Origin of the sequence: Pseudomonas sp. BMW13, from assembly GCF_013357275.1 — a bacterium.
Lineage (GTDB): Bacteria > Pseudomonadota > Gammaproteobacteria > Pseudomonadales > Pseudomonadaceae > Aquipseudomonas > Aquipseudomonas khazarica.
The window spans coordinates 16,395-42,092 of the sequence record NZ_SUKD01000002.1; the positions used below are offsets into that span (position 1 = coordinate 16,395).

A 25,698-nucleotide genomic window follows, 5' to 3' on the forward strand; every position below is an offset into this window, starting at 1 on the left:
GCTTTTGCTTGACCGAATCAGGTGTGAGGCGGAGCATTGCACTCTGCCAACGAACGCTACAAGGATTGCCCGGCATGAAAGGCCACACCGAAGTCATCGACTACCTCAAGCACCTGCTCAAGGGTGAGCTGGCCGCCCGCGACCAGTACTTCATCCATTCGCGGCTGTATGAGGACTGGGGCTTCAGCAAGCTCTACGAGCGCATCAATCACGAGATGGAAGAGGAAACCCAGCACGCTGATGCCCTGCTCAAGCGCATCATCTTCCTGGAGGGCGTGCCGGACATGGCGCCGAACGCCTTCACCTACGGGCAGACGGTGCCCGAGGCGCTGAAGCTGGACCTGGCCCTGGAGTACGAAGTGCGTGCGGCCCTCAGCAAGGGCATCGAGCTGTGCGAGCAGCATCAGGATTACCCGAGCCGCGACATCCTGCTGGCGCAGCTCAAGGACACCGAGGAAGATCATGCCTACTGGCTGGAAATCCAGCTGCAACTGATCGACAAGCTGGGGCTCGAGAAGTACCTGCAAAGCCAGATGTGAGCGGCAAGCTGCAAGCCACAAGAAAAAGCCAGAGCTAATGCTCTGGCTTTTTGTTTCCGCTCTGGCTTGCCGCTTGCGACCTATCGCTTGTCGCTGTCTCTTTCCAGCAGTGGCTTGAGGAAGTGCCCGGTATGCGATGCCGGGTTCGCCGCCACCTCTTCGGGCGTACCGGTCGCGATGATCATGCCGCCCTTGGAGCCACCCTCCGGACCGAGGTCGACCAGCCAGTCGGCGGTCTTGATCACGTCCAGGTTGTGTTCGATGACCACCACGGTGTTGCCGTGGTCGCGCAGGCGATGCAGCACGTCCAGCAGTTGCTGGATGTCGGCGAAGTGCAAGCCGGTGGTCGGCTCGTCGAGGATGTACAGGGTCTTGCCCGTGTCGCGCTTGGACAGCTCGCGGCTCAGCTTGACTCGCTGCGCCTCGCCGCCGGACAACGTGGTCGCGCTCTGGCCCAGCTTGATGTACGAGAGGCCGACGTCCATCAGGGTCTGCAGCTTGCGGGCGATCGCCGGCACGGCGTCGAAGAAGGCGCGGGCATCCTCGATGGTCATGTCGAGCACTTCGGTGATGCTCTTGCCCTTGTACTTCACTTCCAGGGTTTCGCGGTTGTAGCGCTTGCCCTTGCACACGTCGCACGGCACGTAGATATCCGGCAGGAAGTGCATCTCCACCTTGATCACGCCGTCGCCCTGGCAGGCTTCGCAGCGCCCGCCCTTGACGTTGAAGGAGAAGCGCCCCGGCCCGTAGCCGCGCGAGCGTGACTCCGGCACGCCGGCGAAGAGTTCGCGGATCGGCGTGAACAGGCCGGTATAGGTCGCCGGGTTGGAGCGTGGCGTACGGCCGATCGGGCTCTGGTCGATGTCCACCACCTTGTCCAGGTGCTGCAGGCCGTCGAACGAGTCGTGCGGCGCGGCTTCCAGGCTGGTGGCGCCATTCAGCGCGGTAGCGGTGATCGGGAACAGGGTGTTGTTGATCAGCGTCGACTTGCCCGAGCCGGAGACACCGGTGACGCAGGTGAGCAGGCCGACCGGAATCTCCAGGTCGACCTTGCGCAGGTTGTTGCCGCGCGCACCCTTGAGTTTCAGCGACTTCTTCTTGTCGCGCGGGGTGCGGGTCGCCGGGTACTGGATCTTCTTGCGCCCGGACAGATAGCTGCCGGTCAGCGACTCGGGGTCGGCCATGACCTGGTCCGGTGTGCCCTGGGAGACGATCCGACCACCGTGCACGCCGGCGCCCGGGCCGATGTCCACCACGTAGTCGGCCAGGCGAATGGCGTCCTCGTCGTGTTCGACCACGATCACCGTGTTGCCCAGGTTGCGCAGGTGGGTGAGGGTGGCCAGCAGGCGCTCGTTGTCGCGCTGGTGCAGGCCGATGGACGGCTCGTCGAGGATGTACATGACGCCGACCAGGCCGGCGCCGATCTGGCTGGCCAGGCGGATGCGCTGCGCCTCGCCGCCGGAGAGGGTGTCGGCGCTGCGGTCGAGGGTCAGGTAGTCGAGGCCGACATTGACCAGGAACTGCAGGCGCTCGCGAATCTCCTTGAGGATCTTCTCGGCGATCTCGCCGCGTCGTCCGCTCAGGTGCAGCTCGCCGAAGTAGTCGCAGGCATCGCCCACCGGCAGGCCGGTGACCGCCGGCAGGGTCTTCTCGCCGACCCAGACGTGGCGTGCCTCGCGGCGCAGGCGGGTGCCGCGGCAATCCGGGCAGGGCTGGGTGCTGAGGAACTTGGCCAGCTCTTCGCGCACGCTGGCCGACTCGGTTTCGCGGTAGCGGCGCTCGAGGTTGGGGATGATGCCCTCGAAGGGGTGCGAGCGCTTGACGATGTCGCCACGGTCGTTGAGGTACTTGAAGTCGACGCTCTGCGTGCCGCTGCCGAACAGGATCACCTTCTGGTGCTCGGCCGCCAGTTCGTCGAACGGCTCTTCCAGGCTGAAGCCGTAGTGGCTCGAGAGCGAGCCGAGCATCTGGAAGTAGTAGACGTTGCGGCGGTCCCAGCCGCGAATGGCGCCTTCAGCGAGGGTCAGCTCGCCGTTGACCAGGCGCTTGGTGTCGAAGAACTGCTTCACCCCCAGGCCGTCGCAGGTGGGGCAGGCGCCAGCGGGGTTGTTGAAGGAGAACAGCTTGGGTTCCAGCTCGCTGATCGAGTGGCCGCAGTGCGGGCAGGCGAAGCGTGCGGAGAAGATGATCTCGTCACCTTCCTCGCCCTGCTCTTTGTCGCCTTCGGCTGGGAGGGGCGCCACCAGGGCGATGCCGTCGGCCAGGCCGAGGGCGGTCTCGAAGGATTCCGCCAGGCGCTGCTGCAGGTCTTCGCGCACCTTGAAGCGGTCGACCACCACGTCGATGGAGTGCTTCTTCTGCTTGTCCAGCTTGGGCAACTCGTCCAGCTCATGCAGCTTGCCGTTGATCCGGGCGCGTACGAAACCCTGCGCGCGCAGCTCCTCGAACACCGAGAGGTGCTCGCCCTTGCGTTCGCGGATCACCGGGGCCAGCAGCATCAGCTTGCGCCCTTCCGGCAGGGCCAGCACCTGATCGACCATCTGACTGACGGTCTGTGCCTCCAGCGGCACGTCATGGTCCGGGCAGCGCGGGGTGCCGACGCGGGCATAGAGCAGGCGCAGGTAGTCGTAGATCTCGGTGATGGTGCCGACGGTCGAACGCGGGTTGTGCGAGGTGGATTTCTGCTCGATGGAAATCGCCGGGGACAACCCCTCGATGGTGTCGACGTCAGGCTTCTCCATCATCGACAGGAACTGCCGGGCATAGGCCGACAGCGACTCGACGTAGCGGCGCTGGCCCTCGGCGTAGAGCGTGTCGAACGCCAGGGAGGACTTGCCGGAGCCGGACAGGCCGGTGATCACGATCAGCTTGTCGCGCGGCAGGGTCAGGTCGATATTCTTCAGATTGTGGGTGCGGGCCCCACGGATCAGGATTTTGTCCACTTACAACGGCCTCGCTGGGCGGGCGGAAAACGGTCGAGTATAGGGCTTGCGCCTAGCCTGCGGCAAAGTGTGTGCCTGTGCCGAAACGGCGGCGGCTGCTAGAATCGCCGGCTGATTTCCTCGGGATTGATTCGATGCACGATCCGCACAGCGAGCGCATGAGCAGTAGCGAGACCCGCGCGGCCGGTGGCCTGGCGATGGTCTTCGCGTTTCGTATGCTGGGCATGTTCATGGTGTTGCCGGTGCTGGCCACCTACGGCATGGATCTGGCCGGCAGTACACCGGCACTCATCGGGCTGGCGATTGGCGCCTACGGTCTGACCCAGGCCGTGCTGCAGATTCCGTTCGGCATCATCAGCGACCGCATCGGGCGGCGCCCGGTGATCTATGTGGGCCTGCTGATCTTCGTCGCCGGCAGCCTGGTAGCAGCCAACGCCGATTCCATCTGGGGCGTGATCGCCGGGCGCGTGCTGCAGGGCGCGGGCGCCATTTCGGCGGCGGTGATGGCGCTGCTGTCCGACCTGACCCGCGAGCAGCACCGCACCAAGGCCATGGCCATGATCGGCATGAGCATCGGTCTGTCGTTCGCCGTGGCCATGGTGGTCGGCCCGCTGCTGACCCGCGCGTTCGGTCTGTCCGGCCTGTTCTGGGCGACGGCGGGCATGGCGCTGCTGGGCATCCTGATCGTCGCCGGCGTGGTGCCCAGGGATGCCGGGCCGCTGCAGCATCGCGAGTCCGGCGTGGCCGCCCAGGCGCTATGGCCGACCCTGAAGCATGGCGACCTGCTGCGCCTGGACTTCGCCATCCTGGCGCTGCATGCGGTGCTCATGGCCAGTTTCGTCGCGCTGCCGCTGGCGCTGGTGGAAGAGGGCGGGCTGGTCAAGGAGGAGCACTGGTGGGTCTACCTGACCGCGCTGCTGATCGGCTTCTTCGGCATGGTGCCGTTCATCATCTATGGCGAGAAGAAACGCCAGATGAAGCGCGTGCTGCTCGGCGCCGTCAGCGTCCTGCTGGCCTGCGAGCTCTATTTCGCCCTGTTCGGCCACAGCCTGCGTGCGCTGGTGCTGGGCATCGTGGTGTTCTTCACCGCGTTCAACCTGCTCGAGGCGTCGCTGCCGTCGCTGGTCAGCAAGGTGGCACCGGCCGGTGGCAAGGGGACGGCGATGGGGGTCTATTCCACCAGCCAGTTCCTCGGCGCGGCGCTGGGCGGCATTCTCGGTGGCTGGCTGTACCAGCATGTCGGCCTGGGCGGGGTGTTCATCGGCTGTGCAGTGCTCTGTGCGATTTGGCTGGCCATTGCTGTTACTATGCGCGAACCGCCGTACGTGACCAGTTTGCGCCTGCCGCTCGATGCCGCGGCACTGGCCGATGTCGAACTGGTCGAACGCCTCAAGGCGACGCCGGGAGTGGCGGACGCCGTGGTGGTGGCCGATGAAGCGGCCATCTATATCAAAGTCGATACCCAACAAGTGGATCGCACGTCTCTGGAGCGCCTGATCGCATCGGCACCAGTGGCGTGCCGAGTCTAGGAGAACGTTATGGCCCGTGGGGTTAACAAAGTCATTCTGGTCGGCACCTGCGGCCAGGACCCGGAAACACGCTACCTGCCCAGCGGCAATGCGGTCACCAACCTGAGCCTGGCCACCAGCGAGCAGTGGACCGACAAGCAGACCGGTCAGAAGGTCGAGAAGACCGAGTGGCACCGCGTTGCCCTGTTCGGCAAGGTCGCCGAGATCGCCGGCGAATACCTGCGCAAGGGTTCGCAGGTGTACATCGAGGGCAAGCTGCAGACCCGCGAGTGGGAAAAGGACGGTATCAAGCGTTACACCACCGAAATCATCGTCGACATGCAGGGCACCATGCAGCTGCTCGGCGGTCGTCCGAGCGGTGACGACGGCGGCGCACCGCGCCAGTCGCGCCCGGCGCCTCAGCGTGAGCCGCAGCAGGCCCCGCGTCAGGAGCGTCCGGCTCCGCAGCAGGCCCAGCCGGCGCCTGACTACGACAGCTTCGACGACGATATCCCGTTCTAAGCGGAGCGGGCTCTAGCCTATGCGAATGCGCCTGATGCTGCTGGGCGGCGGCAGTGCCCTGGGGCAAGCGCTGATCCGTCTGGGTGCCGAGGAGGACATTGGCTTCCTCGCGCCCAGGCCGCCGGAGAACGGTTGGGATGCCGCGAGCCTGACCGACCTGCTCGACGACACGCGTCCTGACGCGCTGATCAACCTGGCGTACTACTTCGACTGGTTCCAGGCCGAGTCGGTCGCCGAGTCGCGCCTGGCGACCCAGGAGCGTGCGGTGGAGCGTCTGGCCGAGCTGTGCCAGCACCATTCCATCGTGCTCTTGCAACCTTCCAGCTACCGGGTGTTCGACGGCTCGCGGGTGACGGCCTACAGCGAGAAGGAAGAACCCATCCCCCTTGGCGTGCGCGGCCAGGCCCTGTGGCGCCTGGAGCAGAGCGTGCGGGCGATCTGCCCGCGGCATGTGCTGCTGCGCTTCGGCTGGCTGCTCGATGACAGTCGCGAGGGCCGCCTGGGGCGTTTCCTGCTGCGTGCCGAGCGTGACGACGCCTTGTTCCTGGCCGATGATCGGCGCGGCAACCCGACGCCGGTGGACGACGCCGCGCGGGTGATTCTCGCCGTGCTCAAACAACTCGATTGCGAGTCACCGCTGTGGGGTACCTACCACTATGGCGGGCATGAGGCGAGCACGTCGCTGAGCCTGGGTCAGGCGGTGCTGACGGAGGCGCGCAACTACCGCAGCAACCTGGTCGAGGACGTGTCGGCGCAAGCCCATGCCGCTCGCCCGGATGCCGCCGATGAACCGCAGCATGCGGTACTGGCCTGCAAGAAGATTCTTCACACTTTCGGTATCAAGCCGCGCGCCTGGCGTGCGGGTCTGTCCAACCTACTGGATCGCTACTATCGCCATGGCTGAATTTCTCGTAACGGGCGGGGCCGGCTTCATCGGCTCGAATCTGGTCGACGCACTGCTTGCGGCCGGTCATGACGTGCGCGTGCTGGACAACCTGTCCATGGGCAAGCGCAGCAACCTGCCGCTGGACAACCCGCGCCTGCGCTTCATCGAGGGCGACGTGGCCGACGCGCAGATCGTCGCCGAAGCCGTCGCCGGCTGTGCAGGGGTCGCGCACCTGGCAGCGGTGGCCTCGGTACAGGCCTCGGTGGATGACCCTGTCGCGACGCACCAGAGCAATTTCATCGGTACCCTGAACGTCTGCGAGGCCATGCGCCAGCAGGGCGTGCGGCGTGTCGTCTACGCCTCCAGCGCGGCCATCTACGGCAACAATGGCGAGGGCGTGGCGATCGACGAGGCCACCGCCAAGGCGCCGTTGACGCCCTATGCCTCGGACAAGCTGGCCGGCGAGCATTACCTCGATTTCTATCGTCGCCAGCATGGCCTGGAGCCGGCGGTGTTTCGGTTCTTCAATATCTTCGGGCCGCGCCAGGATCCGTCCTCGCCGTATTCCGGGGTGATCAGTATCTTTACCCAGCGTGCGCAGCAAGGCCTGCCGATCAGTGTCTTCGGCGATGGCGAGCAGACGCGCGATTTCTTCTATGTGGGCGATCTGGTCGCGTTGCTGATGCAGGGCCTGCTCAACCAGCAGGCAGTGCTCGAACCGGTCAACGTCGGCTGGAGCCAGGCGGTCAGCCTCAACCAGCTGCTGGCCGAGATCGGCACGCTGTACGGCGGCCTGCCACAGGTGACGCACCTGCCGGCACGGGCTGGCGATATCCGCCATTCGCGGGCCGACAATTCGCGCCTGCAGGCGCACTATGCCATGCCGGAGCAGACGCCCTTGCGCGAAGGGCTGCGACTGTTGCTCGGGCTCTGAGCAGAGGAAAAGAAAAAGCCGGCGAAAGCCGGCTTTTTCTTTTGCCCGGGGTTATCAGAACTTGTAACCCAGACCCACCATGTAGACGAAGGGGTCGACGTCCACGTCCACCTTGGCCCGTACGCCAAGCGCGGTGTTATCGACGTAGGCGGTGGTGTCGATATCGATGTAGCGAACCTGGGCGTTGATCATCAGGCTGTCGGTCAGCATGTAGTCGGCGCCCACCTGCCAGGCCAGGCCCCAGGAGTTCTTGGCGCGGAAGTTGTCGAAGCCGTTGGCGCTGGCGTCGCTGCCGACATGTTCGTCGAAGATCCAGGTGTAGTTGATACCGGCACCGAGATAGGGCTGGAAGGCCGACTTGGCGTCAAGCGGGTAGTACACCAGGCTCAGGGTCGGCGGCAGGTGCTTTAGGGTGCCCAGCTTGCCATTGGCGGCATCGAGGACGGTGCCCTTGATCTTCACGTCGTGCTCGAACGGTGTGGCCGCCAGCAGCTCGATGCCCAGGTTGTCGGTGAGCATGTAGGCGAAGTTCAGACCCAGCTGAGTGTCACTGCTCATGGTCGCCTTGCCGCCGAGGTCGGTACCGGCGAGGCCGCCACGGTCGACCTTGACGCTGGAGGAGTCAGCGTCCGGATTGACGGTGATGGCACCGGCCCGAACGATGATGTCGCCAGCCTGGTGGGCCTGAGCGACGGGGGCAGCGATGGCGAGGGCCAGCAGTGAGGCAGTGAACAGTGACTTGTACATAGCGAGCTCCAGTTCGAGTCGGTTGTGTCTTTGGCTGGAATCAATGCTAAGCCAAGCAACAATTCGCTTTTTGACCTGGCTCAATAGATCGGTGGGCTCTGCCACGGAGCTTTGTCCCATTGCTTAGAATGCATCTCTAGATGATAATGTTTCTCTTTTTGAAGCAAGCCTGTCTGTCGAGGACCCCCTGCGCATGAATCGCTTCCCCCTCCGTTCCCTGGCCGTCGCCCTGCTGTTGGCGAGCGGCTCGCTGGCTGCTGCGCCGCTGGATGCCGCGCTGGACGAAAGCCAGCGTCTGGCCGCCGAGGCCAAGGCCTCCCAGGGCCGCGTCGAGCAGCTGGATGATGCCAGCCGCGAGATGCTCAATGAGTACCGCAATGCCTTGCAGCAGGCTGAAGCTTTGAAAGGTTATAACAGTCAGCTGCGCGACCTGGTCGACGCCCAGCGCCAGGAGCTGGCCAGCTACCAGAAGCAGCTCGACGGCATCGAACGTACCCAGGAGGCGGTGAGCCCGCAGATGGTCCGGATGGTCGAGGTGCTGGGCGAGTTCATCGCCGCCGACCTGCCGTTCCTGCCGGAGGAGCGTGAGGATCGCCTGGCCCAGCTCAAGGACCTGCTGCCGCGTGCCGACGTCAGCCTGGCCGACAAGTACCGCCGCATCCTCGAGGCCTATCAGATCGAAAGTGACTATGGCCGCACCCTGGAAGCCTGGCGCGGCGAGCTGAGCCAGGCCGACGGCAGCTCGCGCAGCGTCGAGTTCCTGCGTCTTGGCCGCAGCATGCTGTATTACCAGACCCTGGATGCGCACGAGAGCGGCTGGTGGAACCCGCAGGCCAAGGCCTGGCAGGTGCTCGACGGCGGTGCTCGACGTCCGCTGACCCAGGCCATCGCCATCGCCCGCCAGCAGCAGGCGCCCGCCGTGCTGTCCCTGCCGATCAAGACCCTGGCCGAGGAGGCCGCACAATGAGTCGTCGTGTTGTAGCCGTACTGGCGCTCAGCCTGTTGCCGGCATTGGCCGCCGTGGCCGAAACCCTGAGTCCCGATCAACTGCTGCAGCGCATTCGCAGCGAGCGTGCGGCCGAAGCCAGCGCCATGCAACAGCGCGAGCAGGCATTTCTGGCCAAGCGCAGCGAGCAGGCGCAACTGCTCGCGAGCGCTCGTTCCGCGCTGAATGCGCAGAAGGCCGAGAGCGAACGCCTGAAGGCCGAATTCGACCGCCAGGAGGCCGAACTGGCCGAGCAGGAGAAACTGCTGGCACAGCGTGTCGGCCACCTGGGTGAATTGTTCGGCGTGGTTCGCCAGAGCGCCGGGGATGTTGCCGGTCAATGGCAGGACAGCCTGCTCAACGCGCAGTACCCGGAGCGCCTGAAGCGTCTCAAGGCATTGGCCGAGAGCCGTTCGCTGCCGTCCGCCGATGACCTCGACAGCTACTGGATGCTGCTGCTCGAAGACCTGGCCGCCAGTGGCCGCATCGAGCGCGTGACGCTGCCGGTGGTCAATGCCGATGGCTCGCGCCAGGAGCAGCAGGTGCTGCGTGTCGGCACCTTCGGCGCCTATGGCGAGGATGCCTTCCTGCGTTACGACGCCGACGCCGGGCAGCTGGTCGCTCCGCCGCGCCAGCCGTCGGGCCTGGGACAGGTCGAGGATTATCTGAGCAGCACCGAGGCGCTGGCGACCCTGCCTGTCGATCCGAGCCGTGGCAGCCTGCTGGCGCAGCTGCAGCAGCAGCCGACGTTGTGGGATCGCCTGCAGCAGGGCGGCCTGGTCGGTTGGGTGATCGTCGTGCTGGGCGGCCTGGGCCTGCTGCTGGCGTTGTGGCGGATGGTCTATCTGGCTCGCGTGGGCAGTGGCGTCAAGGCGCAGATGCATGACCTCAGCGCGCCGCGTGACGACAATCCGCTCGGGCGGGTGATCGGCGTGCTGGGCGCCAAGCCGCAGCTGGCCGACCTGGAAACCCTGGAGCTGAAACTGGACGAGGCGATCCTCCAGGAAACACCGCCGCTGGAGAAAGGCCAGGGCCTGCTCAAGCTACTGGCCGCCGTCGCCCCGCTGCTGGGGCTGCTGGGTACCGTGACTGGCATGATCGTGACCTTCCAGGCCATCACCCAGAGTGGTGGCGGGGACTCGCGCCTGATGGCCGATGGTATTTCCCAGGCGCTGGTGACCACCGTGCTGGGCCTGGTGGTGGCGATCCCGCTGCTGTTCCTGCACAGCCTGCTGGCCAGCCGCAGCAAGGGGCTGATCCAGGTTCTGGAGCAGCAGAGCGCGGGCCTGATCGCCCTGCACCTGTCGGGAGCGTCGCGCCGTGACTGATCTGTTCGCCTTCTGGCTGCGTGCGGTCGACAGCGCCTATGCGCTGCTCGACTTCATGAGCGCCGGTGGCGTGGTGATGTGGGCGCTGGCGGTGCTCTGCATCCTGTTCTGGACCCTGGTGTTCGAGCGCTTCTGGTACATGCGCAGGATCTTCCCGCTCTGGGTCCACGAGCGCCGCGAGGCCTGGCAGCAGGTGCTGGCGGACGACAACGGCAACTGGCAGCGCGCCGTGCGCCTGGCCTGGCTGGCGCAGGCGCGCCAGCAGCTGGCGGCGCCATTGCGCCTGGGCAAGACCCTGGTGGCGTTGTATCCGCTGCTGGGCCTGCTCGGCACCGTGCTGGGCATGATCGCGGTGTTCGATGTGCTTGCCCTCAACGGCACCGGTAACCCGCGCGGCATGGCCGCAGGCGTCTGGCAGGCGACCCTGCCGACCATGGCCGGCATGGTCCTGGCCATTCCCGGATTGTTCAGCCTGGCGCGCCTCGAGCGCGAAGCCAGCCAGGCCATCGAGCGGCTGGCCGACCAGCTGCGTCACGACTGAGATCGCCCAACATGAGAATGCGTCGCCACCACCAGCAGGACGAAGACACCGGCATCGACCTTACGCCGATGCTCGACGTGGTCTTCATCATGCTGATCTTCTTCATCGTCACCAGCTCCTTCATTCGTGAGTCCGGGGTCGAGGTCCAGCGCCCGCAGGCGGAAACCGCCAGCCCGCAGGACAAGGGCAACATCCTCATCGCCGTCACGGCCGACGGGCAGATCTGGATGGACAAGCAACCCGTGGATATCCGCAGCGTGCGTGCGCACGTCGAGCGCATGCGCGTCGACCAGCCGGATGGCGCGGTGGTGGTGCAGGCCGACCAGGACGCACGCACCGGCCTGGTGGTCCAGGTGATGGATCAGGCGCGTCTGGCCGGTGTGCAGGACGTCGCCCTGGCTGCCGGTAGCGGAGTCAACTGATGCGCCTGCCGCTGTCGTTTCTCGGTGCCTGCCTGATGGCCCTGGGGCTGTTCGCCCTGATGCTCTACATGGTTGCACCGCCCAGCGCGAAGGTCAGCCAGGACCCGGTCAGCGTGGCCAACTTCGTGCGCATGGATGGCAACGCCAGCGAGACGGCCAGCCGCACTCGCCAGCAGGCGCCCCAGCCACCGCAACCGCAGACCCCGCAACCGCCCACGCCGCCGACCCCGCAGACGGCCACGCCGAATGCCAACCTGCCGGCACTGGACATCCAGCTGCCCAGCCTGGCCAGCGGCATCGCCGTCAACAGCGCGCCGGCGCCGAGCCTGTCCGGGCTGGCTCCGGGTGCGCCGGCACCGACCCCGCCGAGCAATGCCAGCGAGTCGGGCGGACAGATGGGCGGTATGGAAAGCGAAGTCATGCCGCTCAACGACGTGCGTCCCAAGTACCCGGATCACGCCCTGCGCCGTGGCATCGAAGGTTTCGTCAAACTGGCTTTCACCATCAATCGTGCCGGCAGCGTGGAGAACATCCGCGTGCTGGAGGCCAGCCCCCGTAACGTGTTCGAGCGCGAAGCGCGTCGGGCTGCTGCACGCTGGCGCTTCGCACCTCGGACCGAGGGCGGTCTCGCGGTGGATCGCGAAGCGGTGAAAACCCTCTACTTCCGACTGGAAAGGAGCTGACCATGTACCGTTGGTTGTTGCTCGTGATGCTCAGTGCTACGGCCGTGCCCGGCATGGCCCAGCAAACCGTCGACCCGGCCGTGTTCCGTGCCCTGAACAGCGCGCAGGTCGCGCAGCAGAAGGGCGACTATGCGGCGGCCCGCAAGGCACTGGACGCGGTCAAGGCGTCTGGCGGCAGCCTCGAGGAGGCGCTGATCTGGCGCAGCAAGGCCTATGTGGCCTGGTCGGCGGGCAACAACGCGCAGGCCATCGACTGGCTGGACAAGGCGGTACGCAGCGGCAAGCTGGACGACGAGATGCTGGTCGTCGAACGCCTCAACCTGGCCAAGCTCAACCTGGGCGAGCGGCGTTACGCCAAGGTCGTCGAGCTGCTGGCGCCGGGCCAGGGCAGTGCCTCCGAGGAAGTGCTGCAGATGCTGGTGCAGGCCTATCAGGGCATGAACCAGCCAGCCAAGGCGCTGCCGCTGGCCGAGCGCTACGTGCAGGCCAACCCGCGTGCTGCGGATATCTGGCTGCAGTTCCTGGTGGGCGCCAATGCCGATCTGAAGCGTTATGCCCAGGCCGAGCGCTGGCAGCGCCAGTTGCTGGCGCGCAAACCGGACGATGCCAAGGGCTGGCGCCAGCTGGCCGGCCTGCAGCAGATGGCTGGCAGCAACGACAAGGCCCTGGCCACCCTGCGTGCAGCGCACAGCAAGGGCCTGCGTTTCAGCGAGTCGGAACTGGACAACCTGGTGCTGCTGGCAGGCGCTGCCGACCAGCCCTGGCAGGGCGCGAAGCTGCTCAAGGGCATGCTCGACAGTGGCCTGCTGGCCAACACGGCTGCCCGTCAGGAGCGCCTGGGGCTGTTCTGGTGGCAGGCGCGTGACCGCGTCGCCGCCGTGCGTGTGCTGCGGCCGCTGGCCGAGCGCAGCGGCAACGGCAAGCACTGGCTGTACGTGGCGCAGCTGGAACTGGAGCAGTCGCGCTGGCAGGCCGGCCTGGAGGCGCTGGCGCGTGCCGAGCGCAACGGCGCCGAGCGGTCCAAGGTGCGCTCCTGGCGGCAATGGGCGGAAAGCGAGCTGCGCTTCGAGCGAGACAAGCGCGTCGCCAGTCGTGGCTGATGCTGACGGACATGAAAAAGCCAGACGCGATGTCTGGCTTTTTCATGTCCGGGATCTGTTCGTCGTTCATTTCGCGGCTGAAGCCGCTCCTACAACCGCTCCTACAGCCGATCCGGATCAACTGTCGGGCAGTTCGTAGGCGTAGATCTTGTCCGCTTCCATCTGGTAGCCGACCTCGGCCAGTTCGCTGGTGACGTGCTCCACCTTCATCGGTCCCTCGATCCAGAACGGCTGGTACAGCGCATCGAGCAGCACGCCGAGCTCACTGGTGACATGCACGATCTGGTTCGACGGCGGTGGCGGTACGTGGATGCAGGCACCGAAGTAAGGCACCAGCAGGAATTCCACGACCCGCCCTTCATCGGTAACGTCGAGCGGTACGATGTAGCCTGGCAACTTGACCTTCTGCCCGTTCAGCTCCTTCACCACCGGTGCTGCCGGCGCCTGCTGCGTGGCGGCCGGGCCCGACTCGGACAGGGCATCCGCCAGCTGCGAGAGGTCGTGGATGGGCGCCGGGTCGACAATCTGCGGCGGGGCGTTGGGCGGAATCAGTTCGGACCAGGTGAGTTCGCGCACCTCGGCGGCGGCCAGTGGCAGTGCCAGAGTCAGCAGCAGGGTGGCGAGCAGGGGGCGGGACATGAAGAACCTCGTTTCAGGGGCGCCCGCGCAGTGTACGCCAGACGCCCCCTGTTTGGCCTCAGAGCCTGATCGACAGGCCGTCGGCCAGTGACTGCCGGTAGGCGCGCCAGGCGGGCACGCTGCCCATCAGCAGGGCGGCGAGGAGGATGCTCCCGAGCAATTTCCACTCGTAGCCCGTTGGAGCACTGAGTGCCAGGTACAGGCCGTAGTTGGCCTGCACATGGCCCTGAGCGAGGGCGATGCCCAGGTACAGCAGGGCGAGACCGAACAGCACGCCGGCGAGGGCCAGGGCGAAGGCCTCCAGCACCAGCAGGCTGGCGATATGCCAGGGGCGGGCGCCGACCGAGCGCAGAATGGCCATCTCCCGGCGACGTTCGTTGAGGCTGGTGAGAATCGCCGTGAGCATGCCGATCAGGCCGGTCAGCACGACGAACAGCGACACCACGAACAGTGCCTGCTCGGCGGTGCCCATCAGGCTCCACAGTTCTTGCAGCGCCACCCCGGGCAGGATCGCCAGCATCGGCTCGCCACGGAATTCGTTGATCTCGCGTTGCAGGCTGAAGGTGGCGATCTTGCTGTTGAGGCCGAGCATGAAGGCGGTGATCTGCTTGGGTTGCAGGTCCATGGCGCGTGCCTGATCGGCACTCACCCGCGCATCGCCACGGGCCGGCATGCCGTTCTGCCAGTCGACGTGCAAGGCCTCCATGCCCGCCAGCGAGATGTGCAGGGTGCGGTCGACGGGAGTGCCGGTCCGCTCGAGGATGCCGACCACGGTGAAGGGCTTGTCATCGTGCTTGACCAGGCTGATGGTGGCGACGCCATGGGCCAGCACGATCTTCTCGCCGAGGCCGTAGCCCAGCGCTTGTGCGACTTCGGCGCCCAGTACCACCTCGAACGGATCGTCGGCGAAGGCGCGGCCCTGGGCCAGCCGCAACGACTGGCTGCGGGCATAGCGGTAGTGGTCGAAATAGGCACCGCTGGTGCCCATTACCCGGTAGCCGCGGTGTGAGTCGCCGAGGGAAATGGGGATGGCCCATTTCACCTGGCGATGATTGGCGAAGTGCTCGAAGCTGTCCCAGCGGATGTTGTTGGTGGCGTTGCCGATGCGGAACACCGAGTACAGCAGCAGGTTCACGCTGCCGGAACGGGCGCCGACGATCAGGTCGGTACCGCTGATGGTGCTGGCGAAGCTGGCGCGGGCCTCGGTGCGTACGCGCTCGACAGCCAGCAGCAGGCAGACCGACAGGGCGATGGCGAACACCGTGAGCAGGGCGGTGAAGCGGCGGTTGGCCAGGCTGGCCAGGGCGATACGGATCAGATGCATCTCAGACCTCGACGGGCTTGGCGGCGCGGTTCAGCTCGCTCAGCGAGACATTGCGGTCGAACAGCGCGGCCAGGCTCTGGTCATGGCTGACGAACAGCAGGCTGGCGCTTGCGGCGCGGCATTCGGCGAACAGCAGCTGGAGAAAGGCTTCGCGGGCGTCGAAGTCCAGGGCCGAGGTGGGTTCATCGGCGATGACCAGTTCCGGCTGGCCGATCAGGGCACGGGCCGCCGCGACGCGTTGCTGCTGGCCGATCGACAGCTCGTCAGCACGACGCTCGAGCAGCTCGGCGCGCAGGCCCAGGTGTTCGAGCAGTGCCGTGGCGGCCGCATCGATGCTGCCGTGGCGCTGTTGCGCGCGTTCGGCGCGCTGGCGCGAGAAGCGGCAGGGCAGCTCGACATTTTCGCGTACCGAAAGAAACGGCAGCAGGTTGAACTGCTGGAAGATGTAGCCGGTGTGGTCGACGCGGAAACGGTCGCGCGCGGCGGCGGAGAGCTGTGCGAGGTCCTGTCCCAGCAGGCGGATGTGGCCGCTCTGGGCGCGCTGCACGCCGCCGAGCAGGCCGAGCAGCGTGGTCTTGCCGCTGCCGCTCGGGCCTTTGAGGAACAGGGTTTCACCGCGCGCCAGGGTGAAGTTGGGGATGTCCAGCAACTGCGCCTGTCCGGGCCAGGCGAAGCCGAGGTTGGCGAGTTCGATCAGAGGTTGGGTCATGGTCTGCTGCGTGTCGGGAAAATGCGCTCAGCGAGGAGCGAGCCGTGCGCTCGAACGGGCCAATGGCAACGGCGCGGCGAACAGGGCTCGCTCCTGCAACGGGACGTGGCGTCAGAAACTCAGGCGCGGTTGTGCCGGTGTCAGTTGCATCCCTTGCTGGCCGTTCGGGCCGATCAGTTGTACCTGAATCTTCTCGGTCGCGGGGAAACGCTTGAACAGTTCGCTGAGATCCAGTTGCTGCAATTTGGCGCTGCTGGCGCATTCGAAGCGATAGAAGGCCTGGATATCGCTGTGCTCGCCTTCATGCTCATGATGCTCGTGCTCGTGCTCGTGCTCGTGCTCGTGCTCGTGCTCGTGGTCCGCGTCGCCGAACAACGGGCTTTCCAGCTCCACCTCGCGGGTCTTGCAGTCACCGCTGGCCAGGGCGAACAGGCCGATGGGCTGTTCCAGCTCACGCCTGGTTGCCGCGACCTTGGCTTTGTCGGCCTCGCTCTTGGCGGCATGCTCGAAACCGACCAGGTTCATGGCCGGGCTTTCCAGCTGCAGCTCCAGCAGGTTGCCGTCCAGTGCCACGTTCAGGCTGGCGACACCATGTTCATGGGCGCCCAGGCTGTCATGGGCGTGTTCGTCATGGTCATGGTCATGCTCGTGGGCCTGGGCGGCGACCAGGGGCAGCAGAGCGAAGGGCAGGGCGAGCAACAGGTGGCGCATGGGAGTCTCCGGCGTGAGGGTAATAAATTTGTTACGTTATAACAACTTTATTGCTCGGCTGGCCAGCCTGTCGTCGTCATGGGAGCATGGCGGCTTCGAATGGGAGGGTGAGTATGGTGCGTATCCGTGGGCGGATCGGGGATTGGCCAGTGGACCTGACGCTGGAGCTGGATGCCGAGGACTGGGCGCAGCTGGCGCAGCGTGTCGCCGTCGCGCCCGTCGCCGCTGAGGGGCCGTCAGCCGCCCCGGTCGAAGCGGCGGACGCCCTGTGGCAGACCGCATTGCAACTGGTGCGCGATGCCGGGCAGGTCGAAGGACCGAGGTTGCTGGCACAGTTGGCGGCGCTGGCAGGGGGCGAGGCCGCGGGCAAGCGCTTGCTGGTACGCCTGCGCCACTGCGAGCAGATCCGGATGGAGACCGGCGCGGATGCGCCGATCTATCACTGGCAAGAGCAGCGGTAAGCTACAAGCTGTAGGAAGGCGCATGGCTCCTGATTCCGCTTGCAGCTTGAGACTTGCCGCTTGCAGCTGCTCTCAGTAGATCGCCTGGTACAGCTTGCGGCGGTAGGCGGTGACCAGTGGATGGTCGCCGCCGAGCAGGTCGAACACCTGTAGCAGGGTCTTGTGCGGCAGGCCGTCCTGGTAGCTGCGGTTGCGCACGAACAGCCTGAGCAGGGCGTCCAGCGCGGCCTCGTACTGCTGGCGGGCCAGTTGCTGCACCGCCAGCTGGTACACCGCTTCGTCATCCTCCGCGTTCTGTGCCAGGCGGCTCTTCAGGGTGGCGACTTCCGGCAGGTCGGAAGCCTGGCGCAGGAAGGTCAGCTGGGCCTTGGCGCCAGCCAGAGCCTGCTTGTGCTCGTCGCCTTTCACGGCGTTGAGCACGGCTTCGGCTTCACCCAGTTCACCGCGTTCGGCCAGGCAGCGGGCGTAGAGAATCAGGGCGGCAGCATGCTCGTTGTCCTCGGTCAGCACCTGCTTGAGCAGGGCCTCGGCCTCGGCGAAACGGCCCTCGCTGAACAGCGCCTGGGCGGCCTCCATGGGGTCGGCGGCGGCGGGCGCCGGCTCGGCCACGTGCGGCTTGAGCATTTCCCGAATCGCCGCTTCCGGCTGGGCGCCGGCGAAGCCGTCCACCGGCTGGCCGTCCTTGAACAGCACCACGGTCGGCAGGCTGCGGATACCGAAGCGCATGACGATGTCCTGCTCGATATCGCAGTTGACCTTGGCCAGCAGCAACTCGCCGGCATATTCCTCGGTGATCTTTGCCAGCATCGGCATCAGCGCCTTGCAGGGCGCGCACCACTCGGCCCAGAAGTCCACCAGCACCGGTTTGTGGAAGGAGTTCTCGATGACCAGTTGCTCGAAGCTGGCAGCGCCGGAAATGTCGAAGATGTAAGGGGAGTCGCTCATGTTCGGTCTCGCAAGGGCAGGCAATGGTCTATTAATGCGGGCGGTGAGGCCCGGTTACAAGGGGCGGGTCGCGTGGTACAGGCTGACCTCGCGGAACTCGGCGGGCTCGGCCAGATCCGGCCAGGTACAGCCATCGAGCAGCGCCAGGCGGCGATAGAGCGGGTGCTGGAAGTCCTTGACCCGTGAATCGGCCACCAGGGCCTGGCGCCCGCGACTGAGGAAATGATCGAGCAGTGGCAGGTTGGCGCGGTCGTAGAGTACGTCGGCGACCAGGATCAGGTCGAAGCGATCCGCTTCGGCGAAGAAGTCCGCCGAGTAGCTGAGCGTCACCCCGTTGAGCGCGGCGTTGGCGCGGCAGGCGGCCAGCGCCAGCGGGTCGAGGTCGCAGGCCACCACCTCCGCAGCCCCGGCCTTGGCCGCCGCGATGGCGGCGACGCCTGAGCCGGCGCCAAAGTCCAGCACGCGCTTGCCGCGCACCCACTCGGGGCGTTCGGCCAGCCAGCGTGCCAGCACCAGGCCGCTGGCCCAGCAGAAGCACCAGTAGGGCGGTTCCTCGAGGATGCGCCGGGTCTCTTCGGCGTTGAAGGCTCGGTCCATGTTGCTGGCATCGATCAGCCACAGGGCGATCTCGCTGCCGGGCAGCGTTTCGGCGACCAGACGGGCGTCGCCGAGCAGTTCGCCGAGGGCCTGTTGCAAAGCCTGTGGGGCGTTCATGGAGCCGGTACCAGGTGCAGGGGGCCGAGGTCCTGGTCGTGCAGGTGGGTGATGGCGCGTGCCGGCAGGCGCTGCACCAGGCGTCCGGCCTGGCTCACGCGGCCGCGCAGCTCCACGCGCTGCGTCTGGCTGGGCGGCACGACGTTCAGCGGCAGGTGGAACGGCAGCGCCTGCCCGTCGCCCCGCAGGTGCGCCTGCCCGAGCAGGGCGGTTGGCCGCCCGCTGAGGTCGATGGCCAGCAGCGCCAGCTCCACGTCTGCACCCGGTGCGACGCCCAGCAGTTGCCCGCGCAGGGCGGGTGTTGGCGTGGCGACGCTGGCGGGAGGCGCGTCCGTCTCGGGGGCGGGGGCCGGCACTGCCGGCTGCTCGCTGGCGCAAGCGACCAGCAGGCCGCTCAGGGCCAGAACAAAGGGGTTGCGGTAGCGGGTCATCACATCCTCGATATCTCGTGCGGGCGCCCCTATAGCTTAATTTGTCTTGCTGCTTCTATGCGCTACCATGGCGCCTTTGCCGCCATCAGCCCGCGCCTGCCATGCACTGTCCGTTCTGTGATGCCAACGACACCAAGGTCATCGATTCCCGTCTGGTCGCCGAGGGCGACCAGGTTCGCCGCCGTCGCGAATGCGTGGCCTGCGGTGAGCGCTTTACCACCTTCGAAACCGCCGAACTGGTGATGCCGCGCCTGATCAAGCAGGACGGCAGCCGGCAGCCGTTCGACGAGGAAAAGCTGCGTGCCGGCATGCAGCGTGCGCTGGAGAAGCGTCCGGTCAGCGTCGAGCGGCTGGAAGAGGCCATCGCCCGTATCAAGCAGCAGCTGCGTGCCACCGGCGAGCGTGAAGTGAAGTCGCTGGTGCTCGGCGAGCTGGTGATGAGCGAGCTGAGCAAGCTCGACGAGGTGGCCTACATCCGCTTCGCGTCGGTCTATCGACGCTTCCAGGACCTCAACGAGTTCCGCGAAGAAATCGAGCGCCTGGCTCGTGAGCCGTCGAAAAGCTGATGAGCGAGCGCGATCATCTGTTCATGGCGCGGGCACTGAAGCTGGCGCGCAAGGGGCTTTACTCCACTCATCCCAACCCACGGGTCGGCTGCGTCATCGTGCAGGACGGGCGGATCGTCGGCGAGGGCTGGCATGCCCGTGCCAGCGAGCCTCACGCTGAGGTGCACGCGTTGCGCCAGGCCGGCGACAAGGCGCGTGGTGCCACGGCCTACGTCACCCTGGAGCCCTGCAGCCACCATGGACGCACGCCGCCCTGCGCCGACGGGCTGATCGCCGCTGGCGTCGGCCGGGTCGTGGCGGCCATGCAGGACCCCAACCCGCAAGTGGCAGGCAACGGTCTGCGGCGTCTGGCCGAGGCGGGTATCGCGGTCAGTTGCGGTGTGCTGGAGAGCGAGGCGCGGGCGCTGAATGCCGGCTTCATCAAACGCATGGAGCAGGGCTTGCCGTTCGTGCGGGTCAAGCTGGCGATGAGTCTGGACGGGCGCACGGCCATGGCCAGTGGCGAGAGCCAGTGGATCACCGGGCCGTCGGCGCGCGCCGAGGTGCAGCGCCTGCGCGCGCAGGCCAGCGTGGTGCTGAGCGGCGCCGATACGCTGCTGGCCGATGACGCGCGGCTGACCGTACGCCCCGACGAACTGGGCCTGGGCGCGGAGCTGACGGCGCTGGCGCAGCGTCGTCCGCCGCTGCGCGTGCTGGTCGATGGGCGTCTGCGGGTGCCACTGAGCAAGGCATTCTTCCAGGTCGGCCCGGCGCTGGTGGCGACCTGCGCCGCCGCCACCGCACGCGATCGTTATCTCGCCGAAGGGCATGAGCTGCTGGCCGTGCCCGGCAGCAATGGCCATGTCGACCTGCGCAAGCTGTTGCTGGAACTGGCGGCGCGCGGTGTCAACGAGGTCCTAGTCGAGGCCGGGCCGCGTCTCGCCGGCGCCTTCGCGCGGGCCGGGCTGGTGGATGAGTACCGCATCTTCATGGCCCCCAAGTTGCTGGGCTCCAGCGCGCGCCCGCTGCTCGAACTGCCGCTCAACCGCATGGCCGAGGCGCCGCAGTTGAAGATCCTGGATATCCGCGCGGTCGGCGACGACTGGCAGGTCACGGCCGTTCCCGAGCGCCAGCCTTAGGCGGCGAGCCCGTTCCACGCCTGGCTGGAATGCGCGCTCGGCGCCTGTGCGGGGGCTGCCTGGGCAACACGTGGGCGTCCACGAGCGGGCGCTCTGTAGCCGGCAGCGGCTTCGTTATGGTAAAACGCCACGCGGCCATTCGCTTGGCCGCAACGTTCTCAGGGCGGGGCGCAATTCCCCACCGGCGGTAATGGTTCGCAGAACCTAGCCCGCGAGCGCTCGCCACGGCACCTGCCGTGCGAGGTCCAGCAGACCCGGTGCGATTCCGGGGCCGACGGTATAGTCCGGATAAAGAGAGAGCGGGATTCCCTCCACGGGCGCCTCGTGCGTGTCCGCGAAATCCCTATCGATCGGCATTGCCCTGTTTTTGACCAAAACAGGAGTTCGTCCATGCTGTTCAGCACCATCTTCAACGTGAAACCGGAGGGCGCATGTTCACCGGCATAATCGAAGCCATCGGCAGCATCCGCGCCATGACGCCCAAGGGCGGCGACGTGCGCGTCTACGTGGCCACCGGCAAGCTCGACCTCGGCGACGTCAAGCTCGGCGACAGCATCGCCGTCAACGGCGTCTGCCTGACCGCCGTGGAACTCCCTGGCGACGGCTTCTGGGCCGACGTCAGCCGCGAGACCCTGGCGCGTACCGCCTTCGTCGACCTGAAGCCCGGCAGCGCCGTCAACCTGGAAAAGGCGCTGACGCCTACCAGCCGCCTTGGCGGGCATCTGGTCAGCGGTCATGTCGACGGCGTCGGCGAGATCGTCGCCCGTGCCGATAACGCCCGCGCCGTGCAGTTCAAGGTGCGCGCGCCGCGCGAGCTGGCCAAGTACATCGCGCACAAGGGCTCGATCACCGTCGACGGCACCAGCCTGACCGTCAACGCGGTCGACGGCGCCGAGTTCGAGCTGACCATCGTCCCGCATACCCTGGCCGAGACCATCATGGTCGACTACCAGGCCGGGCGTAAGGTCAACCTCGAGGTGGACCTGCTGGCGCGTTACCTGGAGCGCCTGCTGCTCGGCGACAAGGCCGCCGAACCCAAGGCCTCGGGCCTGACCGAAAGCTTTCTCGCCGAACACGGCTACCTGAACAAGTGAGATGCGCCACCATGGCCCTGAATACCGCTGAAGAACTGATCGAAGACATCCGCGCTGGCAAGATGGTCATCCTCATGGATGACGAGGACCGCGAGAACGAAGGCGACATCATCATCGCCTCCGAGTGCGTCACGGCCGAGCACATCAACTTCATGGCCCGCTTCGCCCGTGGCCTGATCTGCATGCCGATGACCCGCGAGCGCTGCGAGTTGCTCAACCTGCCGCTGATGGCACCGCGCAACGGTTCCGGTTTCGGCACCAAGTTCACCGTCTCCATTGAGGCCGCCGAAGGTGTGACCACCGGCATCTCCGCAGCCGACCGCGCTCGCACCGTGCAGGCCGCGGTGGCCCGCAGCGCCGTGGCCGAGGACATCGTCAGCCCCGGTCACATCTTCCCGCTGATGGCGCAGCCCGGTGGCGTACTGGCGCGTGCCGGCCACACCGAGGCAGCCTGCGACCTGGCGCGCATGGGCGGGTTCGAGCCGAGCGGCGTGATCTGCGAGATCATGAACGAAGACGGCACCATGGCGCGTCGTCCGGAGCTGGAGAAGTTCGCCGAGGAGCACGGTCTCAAGATCGGCACCATCGCCGACCTGATCCACTATCGCCTGATCCACGAGCGCACCGTCGAGCGCATCAGCGAGCAACCGCTGGACACCGAGCTGGGCCAGTTCAACCTGGTGACCTACCGCGATGGCGTGGAGAACACGGCGCACATGGCGCTGACCCTGGGCACCATCTGTGCCGAGGAACCGACCCTGGTGCGGGTGCACAACATGGACCCGCTGCGTGACCTGTTCATGGTCAATCAGCCGGGGCGCTGGAGCATGCGTGCGGCCATGGCCGAGGTCGCCAAGGCTGGTAGCGGTGTGGTGCTGCTGCTGGGCAACCCGATGACCGGGCCGGAACTGCTGGCGCTGATCAGCCGCCAGCAGCCTGCCAATCCGGCGACCTACAGCACCGTCGGTGCCGGTTCGCAGATCCTGCGTGACCTCGGCGTGCGCAAGATGCGCCTGATGAGCTCGCCGATGAAGTTCAACGCGATATCCGGCTTCGATCTCGAGGTTGTAGAATACCTGCCGGCTAAATAAGAAGCGGCTCGACAGAGGCGCATCCGATGACCCTCTCCCTCTGGGGGAGGGTGCCCGCAGGGCGGGAGAGGGCTGCACCGCATGCCCTCTCCCACAGCCCCTCTCCCATGAATGGAAAGGGGAGCTAAGACTGGTAGCCCGGATGCAATCCGGGGACATCGGCACACTGGCTCCGGATGGCATCCGGGCTACGCTGATCAACGAATTCGTTTTCGGAGCGCGCGACGCTCCGGCTCTTTAACCCATGTGAGACCTGTCATGACCCTGAAGACCATCGAAGGTACCTTCATCGCCCCCAAGGGCAAATACGCCCTGGTGGTAGGCCGTTTCAACAGCTTCGTCGTCGAGAGCCTGGTTAGCGGCGCCATCGATGCCCTGGTCCGCCACGGCGTGAGCGAGAGCGACATCACCATCATCCGCGCACCGGGTGCCTTCGAGATCCCGCTGGTCACCCAGAAGGTCGCCCAGCGTGGCGAGTACGCGGCCATCATCGCCCTTGGCGCGGTGATCCGTGGCGGTACTCCGCACTTCGAATACGTTGCCGGCGAGTGCACCAAGGGTCTGGCCCAGGTTTCCATGGAATACGGCGTGCCGGTCGCCTTTGGCGTGCTGACCGTCGACTCCATCGAACAAGCCATCGAACGTTCCGGCACCAAAGCGGGTAACAAGGGTGCCGAAGCTGCGCTGTCTGCCCTGGAAATGGTCAGCCTGCTGGCGCAGTTGGAGGCCAAGTGAGCAATTCCGCTAACGGCCAGCCGGCCAAGAAGGGTCCGAGCGGCAAGATCCTCGCGCGTCGCGAGGCTCGTACCCTGGCCATGCAGGCCCTGTACTCCTGGCATATCGCCGGGCAGCCGCTGAACGAGATCGAAGCGCAGTTTCGCGTCGACAACGACTTCAGCAAGGTCGATGGCGCCTACTTCCACGAGATCCTGCACGGCGTGCCGCGGCAGAAGACCGAACTGGACGAGGCCTTCACGCCGCTGCTCGACCGCCCGCTGGAAGACATCGATCCGGTCGAACTGGCCATCCTGCGGCTGTCCACCTACGAGCTGAAGAACCGCGTTGACGTCCCCTACAAGGTGGTGATCAACGAGGGGATCGAGCTGGCCAAGGTGTTCGGTGCCACCGACGGGCACAAGTTCGTCAACGGCATCCTCGACAAGCTCGCACCCAAGCTGCGTGCCGCCGAAGTCAACGCCAACAAGCGCTGATCATGACGCTGGCAGTGGCTCGGGCGCGCCCATGGGGAATGCACTGTGGGTGAGTTCGAGCTGATCCGCCGCTACTTCGCCAGCGCCCTGTGTGCCCGACAGGGTGATGGCGTGGTGCGCGGCATCGGTGATGACTGCGCGCTGCTGAGCGTGCCTGCCGGCGAACAGCTGGCGATCTCCACCGACACGCTGGTTGCCGGGGTGCACTTCCCCGAGGCCTGCGATGCCTTCCTGCTCGGCCAGCGCGCGCTGGCCGTGTCTGCCAGTGACCTGGCCGCCATGGGCGCTACGCCACTGGCGTTCACCCTCGCCATCACCCTGCCGGATGCCAGCGATGCCTGGCTGGCCGACTTCGCCCGTGGCTTGCAGGTCATGGCGCAGGACTGCGCGCTGGCGCTGGTCGGTGGCGACACCACGCGCGGCCCGCTGAGCCTGACACTGACCGTGTTCGGTCGTGTGCCGGCCGGGCAGGCGCTGCTGCGCAGTGGCGCACAGATCGGCGACCTGCTCTGCGTGGGCGGTGAGCTGGGCGATGCCGCCGGTGCCTTGCCGCTGGTGCTCGGGCAGCGCGAGGCGGGGGGCGACAGTGGCGCAGCGTTGCTGGCCCGCTACTGGTCACCGCAGCCGCAGCTGGCCCTCGGCCAGGCGCTGCGCGGGCGTGCCACGGCGGCGCTGGATATCTCCGATGGCCTGCTCGCCGATTGCGGACACATCGCCAGCGCGTCGCAGGTCGCCTTGCAGATCGAGCTGGAGCGGCTGCCATTGTCGGCGCCGCTGCGTGCTTTCGCCGGCGAGCAGCAGGCGCGGGTCTGCGCGCTCAGTGGTGGCGACGACTACCGCCTGGCCTTTACCCTACCGCCAGCCTTGTTCGACGAGCTGCAGGCAGACTGGCCCGAGGTACGGGCCATCGGCCGCGTGCTGGCGGGCAGTGGCGTGCAGTTGCTGGATGCGAACGGCCAGCCCATCGAGTCGCCACGTGGCGGCTACCAACATTTCTGACAGGACGGAGTGCGCGTGACCGATCACCCCAACCAGGTTCCCGCCGAATACGTGCCGCCCTCGGTATGGCGCAATCCCTGGCATTTCATCGCCTTCGGCTTCGGCTCCGGAACCCTGCCCAAGGCGCCCGGCACCTGGGGCTCGCTGGTGGCGCTGCCGTTCGTGCCGCTGTGGCAGATGCTGCCCGACTGGGGCTACTGGCTGATGCTCGGGGTGACCATGCTGTTCGGCTTCTGGCTGTGCGGCAAGGTCGCCGACGACCTGCGTGTGCATGACCACGAGGGCATCGTCTGGGACGAAATGGTCGGCATGTGGATCACCCTCTGGCTGGTGCCCGAGGGTTGGCTCTGGTTGCTGCTAGGCTTTCTCATGTTCCGCCTGTTCGACATCGTCAAACCCTGGCCGATCCGCTGGATCGATCGTCACGTGCACGGTGGCGTGGGCATCATGCTCGACGACATCATCGCCGGGGTGTTCGCCTGGCTGGCCATGCAGGGGCTGGTCTGGGGCTGGGACAGGTATGGGGCCGTGCTGGGTTTCTGAGGGGC

Annotated in this window: 29 protein-coding genes and 1 riboswitch; of the genes, 20 read left to right on the top strand and 9 right to left on the bottom strand. The window is 66.4% G+C overall.

The features are described from left to right. Positions 1-74: 74 nt before the first annotated feature. Positions 75-539 carry a bacterioferritin gene (gene bfr / locus E4487_RS01145; protein ID WP_037055744.1) on the top strand — a complete coding sequence of 155 codons (465 nt, stop codon included), beginning with the start codon at positions 75-77 and terminating at the stop codon, positions 537-539. 80 nt (positions 540-619) lie between these two features. On the opposite strand, the gene uvrA is transcribed toward bfr, so the two are convergent. Next, positions 620-3,481, bottom strand: a complete 2,862-nt coding sequence (uvrA, locus tag E4487_RS01150; protein ID WP_037055746.1) for an excinuclease ABC subunit UvrA — start codon at positions 3,479-3,481, stop codon at positions 620-622. A gap of 134 nt (positions 3,482-3,615) precedes the next feature. On the opposite strand from uvrA, the gene E4487_RS01155 reads away from it, so the two are divergent. Genes E4487_RS01155 through E4487_RS01170 form a run of 4 tightly spaced genes read left to right on the top strand, consistent with a single transcriptional unit; the run spans position 3,616 to position 7,331 of the window. Further along, positions 3,616-5,010, top strand: a complete 1,395-nt coding sequence (locus E4487_RS01155) for an MFS transporter (RefSeq protein WP_037055747.1) — start codon at positions 3,616-3,618, stop codon at positions 5,008-5,010. A gap of 9 nt (positions 5,011-5,019) precedes the next feature. Further along, positions 5,020-5,511 (top strand): single-stranded DNA-binding protein, encoded by a 492-nt coding sequence (locus E4487_RS01160; RefSeq protein WP_125881396.1) that lies wholly within the window; start codon positions 5,020-5,022, stop codon positions 5,509-5,511. A gap of 19 nt (positions 5,512-5,530) precedes the next feature. Further along, positions 5,531-6,415: a sugar nucleotide-binding protein gene (locus tag E4487_RS01165; protein WP_134675805.1), complete on the top strand. Its 885-nt coding sequence runs from the start codon at positions 5,531-5,533 to the stop codon at positions 6,413-6,415. Then, entirely contained in the window at positions 6,408-7,331 is a 924-nt protein-coding gene (locus E4487_RS01170; RefSeq protein WP_037055754.1) for an NAD-dependent epimerase/dehydratase family protein, read from the top strand. Before E4487_RS01165 ends, E4487_RS01170 begins: the two co-directional genes overlap by 8 nt. Positions 7,332-7,385: 54 nt before the next feature. Here E4487_RS01170 and E4487_RS01175 read toward each other — a convergent pair whose 3' ends face one another. Next, positions 7,386-8,078 carry an OmpW family protein gene (locus tag E4487_RS01175; RefSeq protein WP_037055756.1) on the bottom strand — a complete coding sequence of 231 codons (693 nt, stop codon included), beginning with the start codon at positions 8,076-8,078 and terminating at the stop codon, positions 7,386-7,388. A 193-nt stretch (positions 8,079-8,271) separates the two neighbouring features. On the opposite strand from E4487_RS01175, the gene E4487_RS01180 reads away from it, so the two are divergent. The 6 genes from E4487_RS01180 to E4487_RS01205 are packed head-to-tail and all read left to right on the top strand — an operon-like array spanning position 8,272 to position 13,137. Further along, positions 8,272-9,045, top strand: coding sequence for a DUF3450 domain-containing protein (locus E4487_RS01180; RefSeq protein ID WP_047584896.1), 774 nt, complete (start codon positions 8,272-8,274; stop codon positions 9,043-9,045). Further along, positions 9,042-10,391, top strand: coding sequence for a MotA/TolQ/ExbB proton channel family protein (locus E4487_RS01185; protein WP_037055759.1), 1,350 nt, complete (start codon positions 9,042-9,044; stop codon positions 10,389-10,391). Before E4487_RS01180 ends, E4487_RS01185 begins: the two co-directional genes overlap by 4 nt. Further along, positions 10,384-10,932, top strand: coding sequence for a MotA/TolQ/ExbB proton channel family protein (locus tag E4487_RS01190; RefSeq protein WP_037055760.1), 549 nt, complete (start codon positions 10,384-10,386; stop codon positions 10,930-10,932). Before E4487_RS01185 ends, E4487_RS01190 begins: the two co-directional genes overlap by 8 nt. Before the next feature lie 11 nt (positions 10,933-10,943). Continuing rightward, positions 10,944-11,354: a biopolymer transporter ExbD gene (locus E4487_RS01195; protein ID WP_003463247.1), complete on the top strand. Its 411-nt coding sequence runs from the start codon at positions 10,944-10,946 to the stop codon at positions 11,352-11,354. Beyond that, positions 11,354-12,037 carry an energy transducer TonB gene (locus E4487_RS01200; RefSeq protein ID WP_037055761.1) on the top strand — a complete coding sequence of 228 codons (684 nt, stop codon included), beginning with the start codon at positions 11,354-11,356 and terminating at the stop codon, positions 12,035-12,037. Before E4487_RS01195 ends, E4487_RS01200 begins: the two co-directional genes overlap by 1 nt. 2 nt (positions 12,038-12,039) lie before the next feature. Then, on the top strand, positions 12,040-13,137 hold the full coding sequence (locus E4487_RS01205) for a tetratricopeptide repeat protein (protein WP_134675802.1): 1,098 nt from the start codon (positions 12,040-12,042) through the stop codon (positions 13,135-13,137). 117 nt (positions 13,138-13,254) lie between these two features. On the opposite strand, the gene E4487_RS01210 is transcribed toward E4487_RS01205, so the two are convergent. The 4 genes from E4487_RS01210 to E4487_RS01225 all read right to left on the bottom strand — a co-directional run bounded on the left by E4487_RS01210 (position 13,255) and on the right by E4487_RS01225 (position 16,520). Beyond that, complete coding sequence (locus E4487_RS01210) at positions 13,255-13,776, bottom strand: DUF3299 domain-containing protein (RefSeq protein WP_152489698.1); 522 nt, start codon at positions 13,774-13,776, stop codon at positions 13,255-13,257. Between the two features lie 58 nt (positions 13,777-13,834). Beyond that, positions 13,835-15,100, bottom strand: a complete 1,266-nt coding sequence (locus E4487_RS01215; protein ID WP_175252543.1) for an ABC transporter permease — start codon at positions 15,098-15,100, stop codon at positions 13,835-13,837. Between the two features lies 1 nt (position 15,101). Beyond that, the gene (locus E4487_RS01220) at positions 15,102-15,809 is read right to left on the bottom strand and encodes an ABC transporter ATP-binding protein (RefSeq protein WP_175252544.1); all 708 of its coding nucleotides are present in this window, start codon (positions 15,807-15,809) and stop codon (positions 15,102-15,104) included. 111 nt (positions 15,810-15,920) lie between these two features. Then, a complete protein-coding gene (locus E4487_RS01225) occupies positions 15,921-16,520 on the bottom strand; it encodes a DUF2796 domain-containing protein (RefSeq protein WP_175252545.1) in 600 nt (199 codons plus the stop codon). A gap of 113 nt (positions 16,521-16,633) precedes the next feature. Here E4487_RS01225 and E4487_RS01230 point away from each other — a divergent pair, with 113 nt between their 5' ends. Next, positions 16,634-16,981 carry a hypothetical protein gene (locus E4487_RS01230; RefSeq protein ID WP_047584876.1) on the top strand — a complete coding sequence of 116 codons (348 nt, stop codon included), beginning with the start codon at positions 16,634-16,636 and terminating at the stop codon, positions 16,979-16,981. Between the two features lie 72 nt (positions 16,982-17,053). On the opposite strand, the gene trxA is transcribed toward E4487_RS01230, so the two are convergent. The 3 genes from trxA to E4487_RS01245 are packed head-to-tail and all read right to left on the bottom strand — an operon-like array spanning position 17,054 to position 19,071. Next, positions 17,054-17,926, bottom strand: a complete 873-nt coding sequence (gene trxA, locus E4487_RS01235) for a thioredoxin (protein ID WP_175252546.1) — start codon at positions 17,924-17,926, stop codon at positions 17,054-17,056. A gap of 54 nt (positions 17,927-17,980) precedes the next feature. Further along, positions 17,981-18,640 carry a methyltransferase gene (locus tag E4487_RS01240; protein ID WP_134675799.1) on the bottom strand — a complete coding sequence of 220 codons (660 nt, stop codon included), beginning with the start codon at positions 18,638-18,640 and terminating at the stop codon, positions 17,981-17,983. Continuing rightward, the gene (locus E4487_RS01245; RefSeq protein ID WP_175252547.1) at positions 18,637-19,071 is read right to left on the bottom strand and encodes a hypothetical protein; all 435 of its coding nucleotides are present in this window, start codon (positions 19,069-19,071) and stop codon (positions 18,637-18,639) included. The genes E4487_RS01240 and E4487_RS01245 overlap by 4 nt, the downstream gene beginning before the upstream one ends. A 101-nt stretch (positions 19,072-19,172) precedes the next feature. Here E4487_RS01245 and nrdR point away from each other — a divergent pair, with 101 nt between their 5' ends. The 8 genes from nrdR (at position 19,173) to E4487_RS01285 (ending at position 25,693) form a co-directional block, all read left to right on the top strand. Continuing rightward, a complete protein-coding gene (gene nrdR, locus E4487_RS01250; RefSeq protein ID WP_037055795.1) occupies positions 19,173-19,637 on the top strand; it encodes a transcriptional regulator NrdR in 465 nt (154 codons plus the stop codon). Further along, the gene (gene ribD / locus E4487_RS01255; RefSeq protein WP_175252548.1) at positions 19,637-20,755 is read left to right on the top strand and encodes a bifunctional diaminohydroxyphosphoribosylaminopyrimidine deaminase/5-amino-6-(5-phosphoribosylamino)uracil reductase RibD; all 1,119 of its coding nucleotides are present in this window, start codon (positions 19,637-19,639) and stop codon (positions 20,753-20,755) included. Before nrdR ends, ribD begins: the two co-directional genes overlap by 1 nt. 150 nt (positions 20,756-20,905) lie before the next feature. Next, positions 20,906-21,060, top strand: a riboswitch (FMN riboswitch). Positions 21,061-21,186: 126 nt separating this feature from the next. Then, positions 21,187-21,849 (top strand): riboflavin synthase, encoded by a 663-nt coding sequence (locus E4487_RS01260; protein WP_037055799.1) that lies wholly within the window; start codon positions 21,187-21,189, stop codon positions 21,847-21,849. An 11-nt stretch (positions 21,850-21,860) separates the two neighbouring features. Beyond that, positions 21,861-22,940, top strand: coding sequence for a bifunctional 3,4-dihydroxy-2-butanone-4-phosphate synthase/GTP cyclohydrolase II (gene ribBA, locus E4487_RS01265; RefSeq protein ID WP_037055800.1), 1,080 nt, complete (start codon positions 21,861-21,863; stop codon positions 22,938-22,940). 258 nt (positions 22,941-23,198) lie between these two features. Continuing rightward, entirely contained in the window at positions 23,199-23,675 is a 477-nt protein-coding gene (ribE, locus tag E4487_RS01270; RefSeq protein WP_012019761.1) for a 6,7-dimethyl-8-ribityllumazine synthase, read from the top strand. Then, positions 23,672-24,151 carry a transcription antitermination factor NusB gene (gene nusB, locus E4487_RS01275; RefSeq protein WP_175252549.1) on the top strand — a complete coding sequence of 160 codons (480 nt, stop codon included), beginning with the start codon at positions 23,672-23,674 and terminating at the stop codon, positions 24,149-24,151. Before ribE ends, nusB begins: the two co-directional genes overlap by 4 nt. Positions 24,152-24,196: 45 nt before the next feature. Next, positions 24,197-25,150 (top strand): thiamine-phosphate kinase, encoded by a 954-nt coding sequence (gene thiL, locus E4487_RS01280; RefSeq protein WP_175252550.1) that lies wholly within the window; start codon positions 24,197-24,199, stop codon positions 25,148-25,150. A 15-nt stretch (positions 25,151-25,165) separates the two neighbouring features. Beyond that, the gene (locus E4487_RS01285) at positions 25,166-25,693 is read left to right on the top strand and encodes a phosphatidylglycerophosphatase A (protein WP_037055806.1); all 528 of its coding nucleotides are present in this window, start codon (positions 25,166-25,168) and stop codon (positions 25,691-25,693) included. Positions 25,694-25,698: the final 5 nt, after the last annotated feature.

Excerpts from the sequence above, each read along its gene's own strand:
- bfr (WP_037055744.1), top strand. The coding sequence starts at position 75 with ATGAAAGGCCACACCGAAGTCATCGACTACCTCAAGCACCTGCTCAAG.
- E4487_RS01155 (WP_037055747.1), top strand. The coding sequence starts at position 3,616 with ATGCACGATCCGCACAGCGAGCGCATGAGCAGTAGCGAGACCCGCGCG.
- E4487_RS01160 (WP_125881396.1), top strand. The coding sequence starts at position 5,020 with ATGGCCCGTGGGGTTAACAAAGTCATTCTGGTCGGCACCTGCGGCCAG.
- E4487_RS01165 (WP_134675805.1), top strand. The coding sequence starts at position 5,531 with ATGCGAATGCGCCTGATGCTGCTGGGCGGCGGCAGTGCCCTGGGGCAA.
- E4487_RS01170 (WP_037055754.1), top strand. The coding sequence starts at position 6,408 with ATGGCTGAATTTCTCGTAACGGGCGGGGCCGGCTTCATCGGCTCGAAT.
- E4487_RS01175 (WP_037055756.1), bottom strand. The coding sequence starts at position 8,078 with ATGTACAAGTCACTGTTCACTGCCTCACTGCTGGCCCTCGCCATCGCT.
- E4487_RS01180 (WP_047584896.1), top strand. The coding sequence starts at position 8,272 with ATGAATCGCTTCCCCCTCCGTTCCCTGGCCGTCGCCCTGCTGTTGGCG.
- E4487_RS01185 (WP_037055759.1), top strand. The coding sequence starts at position 9,042 with ATGAGTCGTCGTGTTGTAGCCGTACTGGCGCTCAGCCTGTTGCCGGCA.
- E4487_RS01195 (WP_003463247.1), top strand. The coding sequence starts at position 10,944 with ATGAGAATGCGTCGCCACCACCAGCAGGACGAAGACACCGGCATCGAC.
- E4487_RS01200 (WP_037055761.1), top strand. The coding sequence starts at position 11,354 with ATGCGCCTGCCGCTGTCGTTTCTCGGTGCCTGCCTGATGGCCCTGGGG.
- E4487_RS01205 (WP_134675802.1), top strand. The coding sequence starts at position 12,040 with ATGTACCGTTGGTTGTTGCTCGTGATGCTCAGTGCTACGGCCGTGCCC.
- E4487_RS01210 (WP_152489698.1), bottom strand. The coding sequence starts at position 13,776 with ATGTCCCGCCCCCTGCTCGCCACCCTGCTGCTGACTCTGGCACTGCCA.
- E4487_RS01215 (WP_175252543.1), bottom strand. The coding sequence starts at position 15,100 with ATGCATCTGATCCGTATCGCCCTGGCCAGCCTGGCCAACCGCCGCTTC.
- E4487_RS01220 (WP_175252544.1), bottom strand. The coding sequence starts at position 15,809 with ATGACCCAACCTCTGATCGAACTCGCCAACCTCGGCTTCGCCTGGCCC.
- E4487_RS01225 (WP_175252545.1), bottom strand. The coding sequence starts at position 16,520 with ATGCGCCACCTGTTGCTCGCCCTGCCCTTCGCTCTGCTGCCCCTGGTC.
- E4487_RS01230 (WP_047584876.1), top strand. The coding sequence starts at position 16,634 with ATGGTGCGTATCCGTGGGCGGATCGGGGATTGGCCAGTGGACCTGACG.
- trxA (WP_175252546.1), bottom strand. The coding sequence starts at position 17,926 with ATGAGCGACTCCCCTTACATCTTCGACATTTCCGGCGCTGCCAGCTTC.
- E4487_RS01240 (WP_134675799.1), bottom strand. The coding sequence starts at position 18,640 with ATGAACGCCCCACAGGCTTTGCAACAGGCCCTCGGCGAACTGCTCGGC.
- E4487_RS01245 (WP_175252547.1), bottom strand. The coding sequence starts at position 19,071 with ATGACCCGCTACCGCAACCCCTTTGTTCTGGCCCTGAGCGGCCTGCTG.
- nrdR (WP_037055795.1), top strand. The coding sequence starts at position 19,173 with ATGCACTGTCCGTTCTGTGATGCCAACGACACCAAGGTCATCGATTCC.
- ribD (WP_175252548.1), top strand. The coding sequence starts at position 19,637 with ATGAGCGAGCGCGATCATCTGTTCATGGCGCGGGCACTGAAGCTGGCG.
- E4487_RS01260 (WP_037055799.1), top strand. The coding sequence starts at position 21,187 with ATGTTCACCGGCATAATCGAAGCCATCGGCAGCATCCGCGCCATGACG.
- ribBA (WP_037055800.1), top strand. The coding sequence starts at position 21,861 with ATGGCCCTGAATACCGCTGAAGAACTGATCGAAGACATCCGCGCTGGC.
- ribE (WP_012019761.1), top strand. The coding sequence starts at position 23,199 with ATGACCCTGAAGACCATCGAAGGTACCTTCATCGCCCCCAAGGGCAAA.